A 15,722-nucleotide genomic window follows, 5' to 3' on the forward strand; every position below is an offset into this window, starting at 1 on the left:
TTAGCATCGAGAAGTGACACAGGTTTCGGAGGGCGCCAGACCCGAGCGGCTCGCCACCGCACGGCTGGTGCTCAGGAGAGTCGCGCCGGGGGACGTCGACGCGATGATCGCCCTGCACGCGGACCCGGACGCCACCCGGCACCGGCCGGAGGGCGCGAGCCCGCCGGCGGACTCGCGCCGCCTCTTCGCGTCGTGGCTCGACCACTGGACCGAGTTCGGCTACGGCTACTGGGCCATCGAACTGGCCGCCACGGGTGAGCTGGCCGGGTTCGGCGGCCTGCAGCTGGCCTACGGCGACGACGGCCCGTACCTCAACGTGTTCTACCGCCTCTTCCCCGGCTTCTGGGGCCAGGGCTACGCACCTGAGATGGTCACAGCGGCCGTCGAGTGGGGCCGGCACACCCACCCCGGCCTGCCGATCGTCATCATCACGCCCACCAGCAACGACCCGGCCCGCAGGGTGGCGGACAAGCTCGGCTTCGTGAAGGTGCGGGAGGCGCCCTTCCAGGGCGCGCTGTCTTGCTTCTACCACCTCCCGGGATGACATGATGCGAGCATGCCTGTAACGGTCAGAGCCGACCTCGCGTCGCTTCCCGACTACATCGCCGGCCGCAAGGTGCCCGGCGCCGTGATCCTGTCGAGCAACGAGCTGTCCGGCCCCGCGCCGCAGTCCGTGCTCGCGGCCATCGCCGAGGCCGCCGCGGACGTCAACCGGTATCCCGCGATGGGTTGCGACGACCTGCTCGACCGCACGGCGGAGCACTTCGGCGTCGACCGGCCGCGGCTCGCGGTGGGTTGCGGGTCGGTGAGCCTGTGCCAGCAGATCGTGCAGGCGCTGTGCGGTGAGGGCGACGAGGTCGTGTTCGCCTGGCGGTCGTTCGAGGCGTACCCGATCGTCACGCAGATCGCGATGGCTCGCGGGGTCAAGGTGCCGCTGGTCGACCACGCGCTCGACCTGGAGGGCATCCTCGCGGCCATCACCGACCGGACCAGGGTGCTGTTCGTGGCGAACCCGAACAACCCGACCGGGACCGCGCTGCGGACCGCGGAGCTGACGTCGTTCCTGGACCGGGTGCCCCCGGACGTGCTGGTGGTGCTGGACGAGGCGTACCGGGAGTTCGTGACCGACCCGGACGTGCCGGACGGCTTCTCGTTCCTGGACCGGCAGAACGTGGCCGTGCTGCGGACGTTCTCGAAGGCGTACGCGCTGGCCGGGATCCGGCTCGGGTACCTGGTCGCGGACGCCGACATCGCGGCCGGGGTGCGCAAGGTCGGCATCCCGTTCTCGGTGAACCGGATCGCGCAGGCGGCGGGCATCGCGGCCATGTCGGCGCAGCCCGAGCTGATGGCCCGGTGCCGCGAGGTGATCGAGGAGCGGCCGAGGGTCCGGGACGCGTTGCTGGAGATGGGCTACGACGTCCCAGAGACACAGGCGAACTTCGTGTGGCTGCCGCTGGGCGACCGCACGGCGGCGTTCAACGAGCACTGCATGGACCAGAAGGTCATCATCCGCGCGTTCGCGGGCGAAGGCGCGCGCGCGACGATCGGCCTACCGGCCGAGAACGACGCGTTCCTGGCGGCGGCCCGTACGTTCGCGGGCTGACCATGCCCGGAAGGGTTACCTCGGGACGATCAATGTCCTGAGGAGGTCCTTCGAGGCACCGGGCCTGGCGGTGGCCGGGGCAACTCAGGCCGCCACCGGCTCGCTCCGCAGTTGGTCGACGAATCGTTGGCGGGCGGTGGCGACCTTGCGCCAGTGCGCGACGCGGTCCAGCTCCCTGGACGCACGGGCCAGCACCTCGGCGGCGTGCGCGGCGGACTCGACCTCGGCCGCGGCGGCGTCGAGCTCACCGGCGTCGATCAGGGCGTAGGCACGACGCATCTCGGACTGGGCGGTGGCGTAGATGGCGTAGGCGGTCATGTTGTCCGCGAGGGCGCCGAGTGGGTGCGACATCACTGTCTCCTAGCTGGTCTGTCCGGTTGCTTTTCACAGACACGTCGTAGGAGTAAGCGTCGGTTCGACACCTTTCAGGAAGTTTTCGTAGCGTTATTTCGCGCTTATCGCCTGCGGGTGGGCCGCCGATGCCCGCGGGCCTGCCAGCAGCCGAGATGCCAGTGCCGGCGGTCCGCGACCGTGCCCAGCTCGTCGGCCGGCCACACCACGACGTGCGCGGTGCCGGGGCGGATCTCGTGGTCGCAGCCGGGGCAGCGGTAGGTCTTGGTCGTGGCCGTGGCGCTGACGTTGCGGACGAGCCACTCGCCGTCGGTCGCGGACTCGGTCCGCTGCCAGCCCGCGCTGCTCAGCTCGCGGGCCGGCTCGCGGCGGTCACGGTTACGACGGGGCACACCGAACCACGGTAGCGGCAGGGCACAATTGACGTGTGCCGACGTACGAGTACCGCTGCAAGGAGTGCGCGACCACCTTCGAGGTGCGCCGCGCGATGAGTGAGTCATCGGCCCCCGCGGCCTGCCCCGACGGGCACGAGGACACGGTCAAGCTGCTGTCGATGGTGGCCCTGAGCCGTGGCGGCGACGGTGCCGCGGCGCCGGCCGGAGGCGGCGGGTGCTGTGGCGGCGCCTGCGGCTGCGGCTAGTAGTCCCGGAAGCCCTTGCCGGTCTTGCGCCCCAGCCGACCGGCCGTGACCAGGTGCTCCAGTAGCGGGGCCGGGGCGAACCCGGCGTCGCGGAACTCGTAGTACAGCGACCGCTCGATCGCGAGCGAGACGTCGAGCCCGACGACGTCCAGCAGCTCGAACGGGCCCATCGGCAGGCCGCAGCCGACCTTCATGGCGGTGTCGATGGCGTCCGCGTCGGCGTAGTGGGCCTCGAGCATCTTGACCGCGTCGTTCAGGTACGGGAACAGCAGCGCGTTGACGATGAACCCGGCCCGGTCCGTGCAGTGGACGGGGTGCTTGCCGACCGCCCGGCACAGCGCGTCGGCCGTGGCGACCACGTCCTCGGCGGTGGCGATCGTGCGCACGACCTCGACGAGTTTCATCACCGGCGCCGGGTTGAAGAAGTGCAGGCCGACGACGTCCCCCGGCCGTGACGTGGCCGCCGCGCACTCGATCACCGGCAACGACGACGTGGTCGTGGCGAGGATCGCGCCGGGTTTGAGCACCTTGTCCAGCGCGGCGAACACCTCGCGCTTGATCGTGAGCTCCTCGGCGACGGCCTCGATGACGAGGTCGCAGTCGGCGAGCTCGTCGAGCTCGATGACGCCCTGCACGCGCCCCACGATGGCGTCGCGTTGCTCCTCGGCGAGCCGCCCCCTGGTCACCTGGCGGTCGAGGGACCCGCGGAGTTTCGCCAGCGCGCGATCGGCCCGGTCCCTGCCGCGTGCGCGGAGCACTACGTCGAACCCCTTCCTGGCGAGGACCTCCGCGATGCCGGTGGCCATGGTCCCGGTCCCGACGACCCCGATCCGGCCGATGTCGCGCGTGGGCCCGGAAATCACCGCCGGAGTGTCCACATCGGACACGACGGTCGGCGAGTCGACGCCGTCGTAGGTGTAGAAGCCGCGCCCGGACTTCCGCCCGAGCAGGCCCGCGGTGATCATCTGCTTGAGCAGCGGCGCCGGCGCGTGCAGGCGGTCGCGCGACTGGCGGTACATCGTCTCGAGAATCTCGTAGGCGGTGTCGAGCCCGATGAGGTCGAGCAGTGCCAAGGGCCCCATGGGATATCCGCAGCCGTGCCGCATGGCGGCGTCGAGGTCCTCACGGCTGGCGTACCGCGACTCGTACATCGAGACGGCGTGGTTGAGATAGCCGAACAGCAACGCGTTGGCGATGAACCCGGCCCGGTCCCCGATGACGACGGGCTCCTTGCCGAGCGACCGGGCGAACGCCTCGACGTCGGCGACGACCTCGGGTTCCGTGACCACCGTCCGCACGATCTCGACGAGCTTGAGCACCGGCGCCGGGTTGAAGAAGTGCAGCCCGACGACCTTGCCGGGCCGCCCGGTGTGCACCCCGATCTCCGTGACGGAGAGCGAGGACGTGTTGGAGGCGAGAATGACGTCGGGCCGGCAGACCTGCTCCAGCTCGGTGAAGACACCGGCCTTGAGCTCCAGGCTTTCCGGAATGGCCTCGACGACGAGATCGACGCCGGCCAGGTCATGGAGATCGGTGGTGAAACTGATCCTGCTCAGCAGCGCGTCCCGCTCCCCGGCGTCCAGCTTCCCGCCGGCGACCGCCCGCTCGGTGGAGTGCTCGAGGTGCTCCCGAGCCCGCGCGACGCAGAGATCGTCGACCTCGACCCCGACCACGGTCCGCCCGGTCCTGGCCACGACCTCGGCGATCCCGGCCCCCATGGTGCCGAGGCCGACGACCCCGACGCTGTGGATCTCACGTGCCACCGTGTACCTCCGCAGTCCCGTCCAGAAGGCTGACCTCGGACGGTACCCGCCAGTAACTTAGGTGGCAGCCCAGCCGTGGCCCACCTCACGGGCCTGCGCCGACTGGATCGACCAAGTGCGCCGGGAACGGCCTGCCGAGCCGGTCGGCACGTACGGTCAGGGCTTCGGCAGCGCCGGGACTAGCAGCTTCGCCACCTCGGTCGCCGTGGGACAGCCGTTGTCGCCCGCCGGCGGCGACGAGTTGTCGACGTCGACCTCGATGATCTCGTCGGCGCCGTCCTGGCCCGTGGAGCGGTGCCGCCACTCAAGCCGGCACGAGGCGGCGCCGGACTGCGCGCTCTGGTACACGGTGACCCCGTTGCCCAGGTCGACCGGCGTGCCCTTGTCGACGGAACTGTCCTTCGGGTCGTATCCCGTCCGGAACCAGACGCCGACGGAGATGGCGTCGCCGACCCAGTTGCACCAGTGCAGCGTGTACGGCGACGGGGTGGTCTCGACCCCGCCCACGGCGGTCTTCAACGCCGCGGGGTCGAGCAGCGTGCACGGGTCGGAGTTGGCGATCGACCCGGTCCTGTCGTCGCGCTTCGGGGGGTCGTTGCGGATCAGGTCGACGACGCTGGCGAGCACGGTCCGCCCGGTCGCGCACAGGTCCTTGCCGTCCCCGCCGATCTGCACCCGGACGCCGAAGTTCGGGTTGGTCGAGGTGACGACGCTGACGAAGCACGCGCTGCTGTCGTCGAGCTTGCTGGTCAGCGCGGGCAGCCCGCCGATGTTCTCCTCGGCGTCCTCGGCCCCGTTGATCGTCTCGCCCACGTACAGCGTGATGCTGAGGTCCTTGCCGTCCTTGTCCTTCATGTAGTTCGAGCACTCGCTGAAGTCCTCGGCGCTGTTGTCGGCCGGTACGCCGACCGCCGACAGGATGTCCTTGCTGAGCAGGCCGCAGGCGTCGAGCGCGCGCAGTCTCTCGTTCGTGAACGCGGGGTCGTTCGACTTGGGCTTGCCGGTGCCGCCGGTCTCCGTGCCGGCCTTGTTGGCGGGCACGGTGCTGCGCGTGAACGTCACCTTCGCCGTGTCGACGGTGTCGCCGCACCCGGCGAGCACGACGGCGGCCACCACGGACAGTGTCAGTAGGACGAAGGAGCGCCTCACACGTGCACCGTAACGAGTGCTCGTCACACCCGTGCACCGAACCGTCGAAAACAATGCTCGCTCCGCAAGCTCCGCTCAGAACAGGCGGAACTCGTCCGACTCGATGCCGCGCAGGGCGTTGTAGTCGAGGGTCACACACCGGATGCCGCGGTCCTCCGCGAGCGTGCGGGCCTGGGGTTTGATCAGCTGGGCGGCGAACACGCCGTGCACCGGCGCCAGCAGCGGGTCGCGGTTCAGCAGCTCCAGGTACCTGGTCAGCTGCTCGACCCCGTCGATCTCACCCCGGCGCTTGATCTCGACCGCCACCGTCGCGCCGGCGGCGTTGCGGCACAGGATGTCGACCGGCCCGATCGCGGTCATGTACTCGCGCCGGATGAGTGAGTAGCCGTCACCGAGGGTGGTGATGTGCTCGGCGAGCAGCTCCTGCAGGTGGGCCTCCACACCGTCCTTGACCAGCCCCGGCTCGGCGCCCAGCTCGTGCGCGGAGTCGTGCATGACCTCCTCGAGCGTGATGACCAGCTTCTCCCCCGCCTTGTTCGCCACGGTCCACGTGCCGGGCTCCTCGGTCAGCCAGCACGGCGGGCTCATCCAGTTCAGCGGCTTGTACGCGCGGTCGTCCGAGTGGACGGACAGCGAGCCGTCCGCCTTGACCAGCAGCAACCGGGTGGCCATGGGCAGGTGGGCGGTGAGCCGGCCTGCGTAGTCGACCTGGCAGCGCGCGATCACGAGACGCACGCCGCCCCCTCCCCCGCGCCGTGGCGCCGGCCTGAGTGCTGATGGTTCGCTCCGCCTGCTCCGCTCACGCGAAGCAGGCTAGCCGACCAGCCCGGCGTCCTTCGCGAGCACCGCCGCCTGCACGCGGGACCGCAGGTCGAGCTTGGTGAGCACCCGCGACACGTGGGTCTTCACCGTCGCCTCGCCGACGCCGAGCCTGCGCGCGATCTGCTGGTTCGACAGCCCCTCCCCCATGCACACCAGCACGTCGCGCTCCCGCTGTGTCAACGCGGACAGCTCCGGCGGGGCGACCGGCGCCGGCGCGGAGGCGAACGCCGACATGAGCCTTCTGGTGACGCTGGGCTCGATCACGCCGTCGCCGGCAGCGACCAGACGGATCGACTCGACCAGGCGTGCCGCGTCCACGGACTTCAGCAGGAAACCGGCGGCGCCCGCGCGCATGGCCCCGTACACGTACTCGTCCATGTCGAACGTCGTCAGCACGATCACCTGCGCGCTGCCCGCCTCGATCACCTGCCGGGTCGCCGCCAGCCCGTCCGTGCCGGGCATCCGGACGTCCATGAGCACCACGTCCGGCCGCAGCGCCGCCGCCTTCCGCACGGCCGCGGCGCCGTCCGAGGCCTCCGCGACCACCTCGACGTCCGGCGCGCCGTCGAGGATCATGGTCAGTCCGGCCCGGATCGCCGCGTGGTCGTCCGCGACCAGCACGCGGATTCGCCGACCGTTCGCGCTGCTCACGAGCGCTCCCCGTCCGCGGGCAGCTCGGCCCGCACCCGCCACTCACGTGCACACGGGCCGGCCACCAGCACCCCGTCGACGGCCTGCGCACGCTCCCGCATGTTCAGCAGACCCCGGCCCGACACCTGTGCCACGGTGGACCGCGTGCGTTCGTTGCGCACCTCGACGACGAGCGTCGAGTCCTCCCGCCCCACCAGCACGGACGCCCGCGCGCCCGGCGCGTGCTTCACCACGTTGGTCAGGGCCTCCTGCACGATCCGGTACGCCGACAGGTCCACCGCCGCCGGCAGCTCCCCGCCGACGTCCGTGCGCGCGTCGACGTCCAGTCCGGCGGCCCGCGCGGACTCCAGCAGCTGCGCGATGTCCCGCAGCCGCGCCGGCGCCGTGTGCTCCACAGTGGACCCTTCGGAGTGCAACAGGTGGATCATCGCCCGCATCTCGGTCAGCGACTGGACACTGTTCTCCCGCACGGACCTCAGCACCCGCCGCACGGCCGCCGGGTCACCGTCCACCATGGACAGCACGGCCGCGGACTGGATAGCGATCGCGGACAGGTGCCCGGCGATGACGTCGTGCAGGTCGCGAGCCATCCGGGACCGCTCGGCCTGCACCGCCGCGTTCCGGTCCAGCTCGGCGATCCTGGCGAGCTGGTCGGCCCGCGCCCGCTCGGCCGCGGCCGTCTCGCGGTGGTGGCGCACGTTCATCCCCCACCACACGGGAATCAGCGGCAGGCTGCACAGCTGCAGCAGCATGACCACGACGTCCCGCAGCCCGTGCGCCGACATGACCGACACGACCACCAGCCCGAGCACCACCGCGCCGGACGCCCGCACCACGACCTGGTTGGTGCGCCGCGAGCCGAAGACCGTGGCCGAGAACAACAGGTCGGTGAGCACGATGACGGTGGCGAGAGACACGCCGTAGGACAGCTCGGCACCGGCGATCACGAGCGCGACGGTCAGCGCCACGCCAGGCGCACGCTGACGCAACAGCTCCGCGGCACACAGGACCGCGAGGGCGACGAGCCGGACAAGGTGGGTCGTCGGCAGCACGTCGCCGCGCAGCGACGCGAGCACCGGCAGCCCCGACGCGAGGACGACGTTGCCGAGGGCGAACAGCACGACGGCCTGCAACACCGGCACGCGCGGCCCCGCCCACCCGCGCACCCGCTCGATCACCCCGTTCACGGTCCCCATCCCAGCACATCGGTGGCCGGGCCCGGATCAGTCGAAGTGATGACCCGGCGTGGTCCGGCCTGCCGAAGACGGCGGGCCGTCCCACCCGCCACCGTGAGTGCCGAGGAAAGGGGATTCCCTTGAGGTGGGTCATCGAGTCGATCGGGATCATCCTGTGTGTCCAGGGGGTCGGCGGCGCGTTGAGCGCTCTCCGGGACAGCGGACGTGGCTGGTTCCTGGTGCGGTACGTGCTGCCGGAGGGCGCACAGGTGCCGGTCGCGGTCGTCATCGCACTGGCCGGCGCCGTGATATTGCTTGCGAACTCACGTGGGAGGCGGGACGCGTAAGTACCGTGCTGGGTGTGGACAAACGTTTGCGGCGTGCCAGGGCGGGCACCTTCGCCTTCTTCGCCCTCAACGGGTTCGTCGTGGGCATGTGGCTGGTCCACATCCCGGCGGCCGAGCACCGGACGGGCGTCAGCCACGCGACGCTGGGGCTGCTCCTGCTGCTGCTCGGCGGCGGCGCGTTCGTCGGCATGCAGGTCGCCGGGCCGCTGGCCGACCGGTTCGGCCCGCACCGGGTGGTGCCGGTCTCCGCCGTGCTGTGCTCGCTGGCGCTGATCCTGCCGGGCATCGCGACCAGCGCGCCGGCGCTCGGCGCGGCGCTGGTGACGCTCGGTATCGGCAACGGGACGCTCGACGTGAGCATGAACGCGCATGCCGTCGAGGTGGAGCACCGGTACGGCCGGCCGATCATGTCCGCGTTCCACGCCATCTGGTCGGTCGGCGGCTTCGTCGCCGCGCTGGTCGGCGCCCGCACGCTGAGCTGGGGCTGGTCCCCGGCGACGACACTGACGATCGCGACCGTCATCGCGCTGTCGATCGGGGCGGCGGCCACCCCGCTGTTGCTGCGCCGGCAGCCGGTCGAGCACGGGGCCGTGCCGCGCGCACGCAAGAAGCGGTCGCCGGCCCGCATCTGGGTGATGGCCGGGATCGCGGCACTGCTGATGCTGTCCGAGGGCGTCGCGAACGACTGGAGCGTGCTGCACCTGCAGACGATTCTCGACGCGCCACCCGGTGTGGCCGCGTTCGCGTTCGGCTCGTTCGCCGCGGCGATGACTATCGGCCGGCTGCTGACCGACCCCGTGGTGGCCCGGGTGGGCCCGGTCGCGGTGGTCCGCTGGGGCTCGGCGATCGCGGCGGTCGGTGTGCTCACCGCCGCGCTGGCCCCGGTGGCGCCGGTGGCGATCGCGGGCTGGACGCTGTTCGGCATCGGCCTGTCCGGCACGGTGCCGCAGCTGTTCAGCGCGGCCGGTCACATGGACCGCGACAACGCGGGCGCCAACGTGTCACGCGTGGCCGGTCTCGGCTACCTGGGCATCCTCGCCGGCCCGGCGATCATCGGCCCGCTGACCCGCCTCATGCCGCTGAACCTCACGTTCCTCCTGGTGGTGGTGTTCTGCGGGGTCGCGGTGGCCAGCGCGGGCATGCTCAGTCCGGCCACACCGGAGGACGCTTCTCCAGGAACGCCGCCATCCCCTCCCGGGCACCGGGAAGCTGTGACGCCGAAGCCATGACCTCCAGCGCGACCGTGTAGGCATCCACCTCCGGCCGGTCGAGCTGCGCGTAGATCGTCTGCTTGCCGAGCGCCTTGCTCGCCCGGCTACCCCGCGTGGCCCGCATGAGCAGGTGGTCGACGGCCTGGTCCAGCTGGTCGTCCGGCACGACCTTGTTCACCAGGCCCCACTCCAGCGCGGTCTCGGCGTCGACCACATCGCCGGTCAGCGCCATCTCCATCAGCCGCTTGCGCCCGATCGACCTGGCCACCGGCACCGCGGGCGTGTGGCAGAACCAGCCGCCCTTGCCGCCGGGCAGGGCGAACCCGGCCGAGGAGGCCGCCACCGCCAGGTCACACGACGCGACCAGCTGGCACCCGGCGGCGGTCGCGAGCCCGTGCACCCGCGCGATGACCACCTGCGGCACCGACTGGATCACGTTCATCAGCGCGGTGCACAGTCTCAGCAGCTCCCGGACGCCGCTGAGGTCCCGCGCCGCCACGTCACCGAAGTCGTGGCCGGCGGAGAACACCGGCCCCTCCCCCGCCAGCACGATGCCCGTCGCCGCGGACTCGCCGGCCTCCTCGAACGCGGCCAGCAGTTCGGCCAGGTGCTCGTGGGACAGCGAGTTCCGCCTGGCAGGCCGGTTCATCGTGATCCGGACCGTGTCACCGTCTTCCTTGACGAAGATGTGTGCCATGACTCCCGAACATACGCTCAGGGCTCGCCGCTGATCGAGCACGAGAACACTTTCGTGCGATCCACGCCGGCGCCGCGAGCCCACGCGGTCACACCGGGGTGTGGATCCCGTTCGCCTCCCGGACCACGTCGACGATCTCGTTCATGATCTCGTTGAGCTCGTAGTCCTTGGGCGTGAACACCCTGGCGACCCCGCGGCGCAGCAGGATCTGCGCGTCGGCAGGCGGGACGATGCCACCCACGACGACCGGGATGTCCTCGGCGCCCGCTTCCCTCAGCCCCTCGACCACGTCCGGGACGACCTCCAGGTGCGACCCGGACAGGATGGACAGCCCGACCACGTGCACGCCTTCCTGCACGGCGGCGGCCACGATCTCCGCCGGGGTGAGGCGAATCCCTTGGTACACAACCTCGAACCCGACATCCCTGGCCCGCACGGCAATCTGCTCGGCACCGTTGGAATGCCCGTCGAGCCCGGGTTTCCCGACCAGCATGCGCAGCCGCCCACCGAGCTCGGCGCCGGTTTCGCGGACCCGCTCACGCACGACGGAGAGCTCGGCCTTGGGCTCACCGGCGGCGGACGCACCGGAGACACCGGTGGGCGCGCGGTACTCGCCGAAGACCTCCCTGAGCGCCCCGGCCCACTCACCGGTGGTCACGCCGGCACGGGCACATTCCAGCGTGGCCTCCATGAGGTTCGCGTCGGTGCGCGCGGCGGAGGTGAGGGCCTCCAGCACCTTGTCCACTTCGGACTGGTCGCGCTGCCCACGCCACCACCTGACCGCCTCGACGGCCTCCTGCTCGACCTCAGGCTTGATCGTCTCGATCACGCCCTCACCCTCGAGCGGGCTGGACTCGGTGGTGTCGAACCGGTTCACGCCGACGACGATCTCCTCGCCGGCCTCGATGCGCCGGCGGCGCTCGGCGAGTGAGCCGACGAGCCGGGTCTTCATGTAGCCACTCTCGACGGCCGCGACCGCACCGCCCATGTCCTGAACGCGCGCGATCTCCTCCTTGGCGCCACTGACGATCTCGTCCACCTTGGACTGGATGACGGGCGACCCGGCGAAGATGTCCTCGTACTCGAGGAGATCCGTCTCGTAGGCGAGGACCTGCTGCATCCTCAACGCCCACTGCTGGTCCCAGGGTCGGGGCAAGCCGAGTGCCTCGTTCCACGCGGGCAGCTGGATGGCCCGCGCCCGAGCGTCCCGCGAAAGGGTGACAGCCAGCATCTCGAGCACGATGCGTTGCACGTTGTTCTCGGGCTGTGCCTCGGTGAGCCCGAGCGAGTTGACCTGCACGCCGTACCGGAACCGCCGGTGCTTGGGGTTCTCGACGCCGTACCGGTCGCGCGTGACCTCGTCCCAGAGCTGGGCGAAGGCCCGCATCTTGCACATCTCCTCGACGAACCGCACCCCGGCGTTGACGAAGAAGGAGATGCGCGCGACGACGTCCCCCATCTTGTCCCGCGGCACCTGCCCCGAGTCCCGCACGGCGTCGAGGACGGCGATGGCCGTGCACATGGCGTAGGCGACCTCCTGGACCGGGGTCGCGCCCGCCTCCTGCAGGTGATAGCTGCAGATGTTGGTGGGGTTCCACTTCGGGACGTTGGCGACGGTCCAGGCGACCATGTCCGTGATGAGGCGCAGGCTGGGGCCGGGCGGAAAGACGTACGTGCCGCGGGAGAGGTACTCCTTGATGATGTCGTTCTGGGTGGTCCCGGCGAGCTTCCCGACGACCTCGTGCCAGTCGCTGCCGTCGCGCTCGGCCTGCTCCTTGGCAAGCTCGACGTAGAGGGCGAACAACCACATGGCGGTGGCGTTGATGGTCATCGAGGTGTTGGCTCCCGCGAGCGGGATGCCGTCGAAGAGCTGGCGCATGTCCCCGATGTGACTGACGGGCACGCCAACCTTGCCCACCTCACCCCGGGCAAGCTCGTGATCGGGGTCGTACCCGGTCTGGGTGGGCAGGTCGAAGGCGACGGAGAGCCCGGTCTGCCCCTTCTCCAGGTTGCGGCGGTAGAGCCGGTTGGAGGCGGCGGCGGAGGAGTGCCCGGCGTAGGTACGCATGACCCAGGGCCGATCCCGCTCGGCGTCGGTTGGGTACGCCATCGAAACCACCTCCGTAGCCGGGGATCATCTGAGCGTACTGGCCAGTAACCTCCCCGGCAGCTCGTGTGTGGTGAATGTCGCCATCACACCTGGCCTTCCCCGGACCGCGGCGCGAGAATGAAGGAGTGTCGGTGCTCCTGGTCCCGCTGATCGGCCTCAGCGTCATGGCACTGCTCGCCGTTGTGCTGAGGTGGGCGTCGAACCTGGACACGGACAAGGCCCACCGCAAGGACTACGGCCTGCTGAAAGAGGTGGCCAGGGTTCCCTCGTCGACAGCGGCGAGGATGGTCGAGGAGCGGCTCCAGGACGTCGGCGTCCGCGCCACGACGGTCCCCGACCCGGAGGGCAACGGCCTACGCATCCTGGTCTTTCCCGCCGACCAGGCGACAGCCATCCGCACCCTCCTGGCGGACTGAGCACGTCAGGTCCGACTGGCGGACTGAGCACGTCAGGTCCCACCAAGGCGCGGAACCCGCCACCCTGCCCCGCCGGCTCGGGCCACCAACACCCGAACCGGCCCGTTGCACCCAGCCCGAGGACCGAGCGCCCGACCTCAGCCCGGACGACCTCAGCCCGGACGAACCACGGCAGCGGCACTCCCACCCCGCCGCACCGGCTCACCAGCCGCGAGCACCTTCCCGTGCGCACCGAACTCGAGCCCGGAAGCCACCCCGATGTCCGGGCTGATCTTGATCGACGGATCGAGCCCACTGGTGTCCCGGATCACGAACTGGTGGTGCAGCGCCAGCAACCCGGACGCCACGGGCGACTGCAGGAACGCCGGCTCCACCTGGGTCTGCGCGGAGTTGCGCTGCGAGGCCCGAGGCGCCGCGATGGCGTCCGGCAACGACATCCCCAGATCGATCCGGTTCACGAGGATCTGCAGCACCGTCGTGATGATCGTGGCACCGCCCGGCGAACCCACCGCGATGAACGGCTTGCCGTGCTTGAGCACGATCGTCGGCGACATGCTCGACCGCGGCCGCTTGCCCGGCGCCGGGAGGTTCGGGTCGGGCGCGGACCCCTGCGTCGGCGTGAAGTTGAAGTCGGTCAGCTCGTTGTTCAGTAGGAAGCCACGACCCGGCACCACGATCCCGCTGCCGCCGAGCTGTTCGATCGTGTTCGTGTACGACACGACGTTGCCCCACCGGTCGCTCACCACGAAGTGGTTCGTGTGGTCGCCGTCGTTGCCGCCCGGCGCGGCCCGGCCGGCCGGCGTGCATTCGCCGGACCCGTTGAGGTCCCCGGGCGCGACCGCGCCCGGCGCGGCGGTCGTCGGGTCGATCTCGCAGGCCCGCTGCCTGGCGAACCGGTCGGACAGGAGCGTCCGCTGCGGCACGTCCACGTAGTCCGAGTCGCCGATGTAGCGCCCACGGTCCGCGAACGCGAGGCGGCTGGCCTCCAGGTAGTGGTGCAACGCCTGCACCTCGTCCATTCCGGACAGCCGGTACTGCTCCAGGATGTTCAGCGACTCCCCGACCGTGATGCCGCCGCTCGACGACGGCGCCATGCCGTACACGTCGTACCCGCGGTAGCCGACGTGCGTCGGCCGGCGGTCGACGGCGCGGTAGCCCTTGAGGTCGCCGATGGTCATCAGCCCACGCGGCGGGTCGATCGTCGCACCGGGTGCGACCGGCGGGTGCTGGACGGTCGCGACGATGTCCCGGCCGACCGGGCCGCCGTACAGCGAGCGGATGCCCTCCCGGGAGATCTGCCGGTAGGTGGCGGCCAGATCCGGGTTCCGCAGGGTCGAGCCGACCACCGGCAGCTGGCCGCCGGGCAGGTACAGCTCGGCCGTGGACCCGAACTGCGCGAAGCGGGACTGGTTCTGGCGCGTCTGCTCGCGGAACGTCGCGTCGACGGTGAACCCCCGCTCGGCGACGGCGATCGCCGGCCTCAGGTTGTCGCGCAGCGAGAAGCGGCCCCACCGGTCGAGCGCCCGCTGCCACGTGGCGAGCATGCCCGGCACGCCGACGCTCAACCCGCTGGTCACGGCCTTCGGGAAGGCATAGGCCTGCCCGGTCGCCGGGTCGATGAACATCGTCTCGGTGCCCGCTCGCGGCGTGGTCTCGCGACCGTCGATGGTCGAGACCTGGCCGGTGCGAGCGTCGTAGTGGACGAGGTACCCACCACCACCGAGCCCCGCGACGTACGGGTCGGTGACCCCGAGGGTCGCCGCGACCGCGACCGCGGCGTCGGCCGCGGTGCCACCTCGCTTCAGGACGTCGATCCCGGCCCGCGTCGACTCGATGGTGTCCGAGACGACCGCGCCACCGTATCCGCTGGCCACGGGTACTTTCCCGGGATCAGCCCCGGCCACCGGCGCGGCCGTGAGGCCGACGGTGAGCAGGAGTGCGAGTGGGAGACCGAGACGGCGAGGACGCATGCCAGCTCCTTTCGAAGGGCCGTGATGTTTCATACCCGTAGCCACCGACAAACACAACGTCATGAGTTGAGGTATCGGAGTATCGCCAGCACTCGACGGTTGTAGGCCGTGTCGTCGACGATGCCGAGCTTGTCGAAGATCGAGTTCCCGTTCTTCTCGACCGCTGAGACCGAGATGTGGAGCCGCTTGGCGATGCTGGGGTTGGTGTGGCCCTCGGCCATCTTGTCCAGGACCTCCCGTTCCCGGTGGGTGAGCGTGGTCAGCGGGTCAGCACGCGAGGTGCGCTGGACCAGCTGCCGAACGACCTCCGGGTCGAACGCGACGCCACCATCACCAACCCGGGCAAGAGCATCGAGAAACTCACCGACCTGGGCAACCCGGTCCTTGAGGAGATACCCGACCCGCTCCCCCTCGCCTTCGACAAGCTGAGCCGCATAACGCTTCTCGACATACTGCGACAGCACCAACACCCCGATCGACGGCCACTGTCGCCGTATCTCCAGCGCGGCAAGCATGCCCTCATCGGTATTGGTAGGCGGCATCCGCACATCGGTGACGACCACATCGGGCAGCTCCCGCCGAGTGTAGGCAAGAAGCGCCGCGGCATCCCCCACGGCGGCAACGACTTCGTGCCCCTCCTCAGCCAACAACCGCACCAACCCTTCCCGCAGCAGAGTCGAATCCTCAGCAAGGATCACCCGCACTCAACTCACCTCCCAGAGACACCGACTCGGCGGCACCATCCACCCCCTCAGCATGCGCGGCTCACTCGGCCCACTCCACCCGCTCCGCCCGGCCTGCCCGGTCGGCCCCTCTG

General features: G+C 70.5%; 17 protein-coding genes. 6 read left to right on the forward strand and 11 right to left on the reverse strand.

Annotated elements, in window-relative coordinates:
* Positions 1–13 precede the first annotated feature (13 nt).
* Both VET29_RS34585 and VET29_RS34590 read left to right on the forward strand, forming a co-directional pair.
* Entirely contained in the window at positions 14–544 is a 531-nt protein-coding gene (locus tag VET29_RS34585; protein WP_324928698.1) for a GNAT family N-acetyltransferase, read from the forward strand.
* A gap of 12 nt (positions 545–556) precedes the next feature.
* Positions 557–1,603 (forward strand): histidinol-phosphate transaminase, encoded by a 1,047-nt coding sequence (locus tag VET29_RS34590; RefSeq protein ID WP_324928700.1) that lies wholly within the window; start codon positions 557–559, stop codon positions 1,601–1,603.
* A gap of 84 nt (positions 1,604–1,687) precedes the next feature.
* Here VET29_RS34590 and VET29_RS34595 read toward each other — a convergent pair whose 3' ends face one another.
* Positions 1,688–1,954: a hypothetical protein gene (locus VET29_RS34595; protein ID WP_324928702.1), complete on the reverse strand. Its 267-nt coding sequence runs from the start codon at positions 1,952–1,954 to the stop codon at positions 1,688–1,690.
* A 104-nt stretch (positions 1,955–2,058) separates the two neighbouring features.
* Positions 2,059–2,346: a hypothetical protein gene (locus VET29_RS34600; protein WP_324928704.1), complete on the reverse strand. Its 288-nt coding sequence runs from the start codon at positions 2,344–2,346 to the stop codon at positions 2,059–2,061.
* Positions 2,347–2,381: 35 nt separating this feature from the next.
* Here VET29_RS34600 and VET29_RS34605 point away from each other — a divergent pair, with 35 nt between their 5' ends.
* Positions 2,382–2,594 carry a zinc ribbon domain-containing protein gene (locus VET29_RS34605; protein WP_324928706.1) on the forward strand — a complete coding sequence of 71 codons (213 nt, stop codon included), beginning with the start codon at positions 2,382–2,384 and terminating at the stop codon, positions 2,592–2,594.
* Here the strand turns inward: VET29_RS34605 and VET29_RS34610 are convergent.
* The 5 genes from VET29_RS34610 to VET29_RS34630 form a co-directional block, all read right to left on the reverse strand.
* A complete protein-coding gene (locus VET29_RS34610) occupies positions 2,591–4,357 on the reverse strand; it encodes a 3-hydroxybutyryl-CoA dehydrogenase (protein WP_324928709.1) in 1,767 nt (588 codons plus the stop codon). The genes VET29_RS34605 and VET29_RS34610 overlap by 4 nt on opposite strands.
* Before the next feature lie 156 nt (positions 4,358–4,513).
* Positions 4,514–5,506, reverse strand: a complete 993-nt coding sequence (locus VET29_RS34615; RefSeq protein ID WP_324928711.1) for a DUF3558 family protein — start codon at positions 5,504–5,506, stop codon at positions 4,514–4,516.
* A gap of 75 nt (positions 5,507–5,581) precedes the next feature.
* Positions 5,582–6,241 carry an endonuclease NucS gene (gene nucS, locus VET29_RS34620; protein WP_324928713.1) on the reverse strand — a complete coding sequence of 220 codons (660 nt, stop codon included), beginning with the start codon at positions 6,239–6,241 and terminating at the stop codon, positions 5,582–5,584.
* Positions 6,242–6,319: 78 nt separating this feature from the next.
* The gene (locus tag VET29_RS34625; RefSeq protein WP_324928715.1) at positions 6,320–6,979 is read right to left on the reverse strand and encodes a response regulator transcription factor; all 660 of its coding nucleotides are present in this window, start codon (positions 6,977–6,979) and stop codon (positions 6,320–6,322) included.
* On the reverse strand, positions 6,976–8,175 hold the full coding sequence (locus VET29_RS34630) for a sensor histidine kinase (protein ID WP_324928717.1): 1,200 nt from the start codon (positions 8,173–8,175) through the stop codon (positions 6,976–6,978). The genes VET29_RS34625 and VET29_RS34630 overlap by 4 nt, the downstream gene beginning before the upstream one ends.
* A gap of 119 nt (positions 8,176–8,294) precedes the next feature.
* Between VET29_RS34630 and VET29_RS34635 the strand changes: the two genes are divergently transcribed.
* Both VET29_RS34635 and VET29_RS34640 read left to right on the forward strand, forming a co-directional pair.
* Entirely contained in the window at positions 8,295–8,501 is a 207-nt protein-coding gene (locus tag VET29_RS34635; RefSeq protein ID WP_324928719.1) for a hypothetical protein, read from the forward strand.
* Positions 8,502–8,515: 14 nt separating this feature from the next.
* Entirely contained in the window at positions 8,516–9,730 is a 1,215-nt protein-coding gene (locus VET29_RS34640) for an MFS transporter (protein ID WP_324928721.1), read from the forward strand.
* On the opposite strand, the gene VET29_RS34645 is transcribed toward VET29_RS34640, so the two are convergent.
* Together VET29_RS34645 and VET29_RS34650 are read right to left on the reverse strand one after the other, a co-directional pair.
* On the reverse strand, positions 9,645–10,409 hold the full coding sequence (locus VET29_RS34645; protein WP_324928724.1) for an enoyl-CoA hydratase-related protein: 765 nt from the start codon (positions 10,407–10,409) through the stop codon (positions 9,645–9,647). The genes VET29_RS34640 and VET29_RS34645 overlap by 86 nt on opposite strands.
* Positions 10,410–10,497: 88 nt before the next feature.
* Positions 10,498–12,519: a protein meaA gene (locus VET29_RS34650; RefSeq protein ID WP_324928726.1), complete on the reverse strand. Its 2,022-nt coding sequence runs from the start codon at positions 12,517–12,519 to the stop codon at positions 10,498–10,500.
* Positions 12,520–12,650: 131 nt separating this feature from the next.
* On the opposite strand from VET29_RS34650, the gene VET29_RS34655 reads away from it, so the two are divergent.
* Complete coding sequence (locus VET29_RS34655; protein ID WP_324928728.1) at positions 12,651–12,935, forward strand: hypothetical protein; 285 nt, start codon at positions 12,651–12,653, stop codon at positions 12,933–12,935.
* Positions 12,936–13,087: 152 nt separating this feature from the next.
* On the opposite strand, the gene ggt is transcribed toward VET29_RS34655, so the two are convergent.
* Both ggt and VET29_RS34665 read right to left on the reverse strand, forming a co-directional pair.
* Entirely contained in the window at positions 13,088–14,905 is a 1,818-nt protein-coding gene (gene ggt / locus VET29_RS34660) for a gamma-glutamyltransferase (protein ID WP_324928730.1), read from the reverse strand.
* 59 nt (positions 14,906–14,964) lie between these two features.
* Positions 14,965–15,609 carry a response regulator transcription factor gene (locus VET29_RS34665; protein ID WP_324928732.1) on the reverse strand — a complete coding sequence of 215 codons (645 nt, stop codon included), beginning with the start codon at positions 15,607–15,609 and terminating at the stop codon, positions 14,965–14,967.
* Between the last annotated feature and the right edge of the window lie 113 nt (positions 15,610–15,722).

It is taken from the genome of Actinophytocola sp., from assembly GCF_035634895.1.
Lineage (GTDB): Bacteria > Actinomycetota > Actinomycetes > Mycobacteriales > Pseudonocardiaceae > Actinophytocola.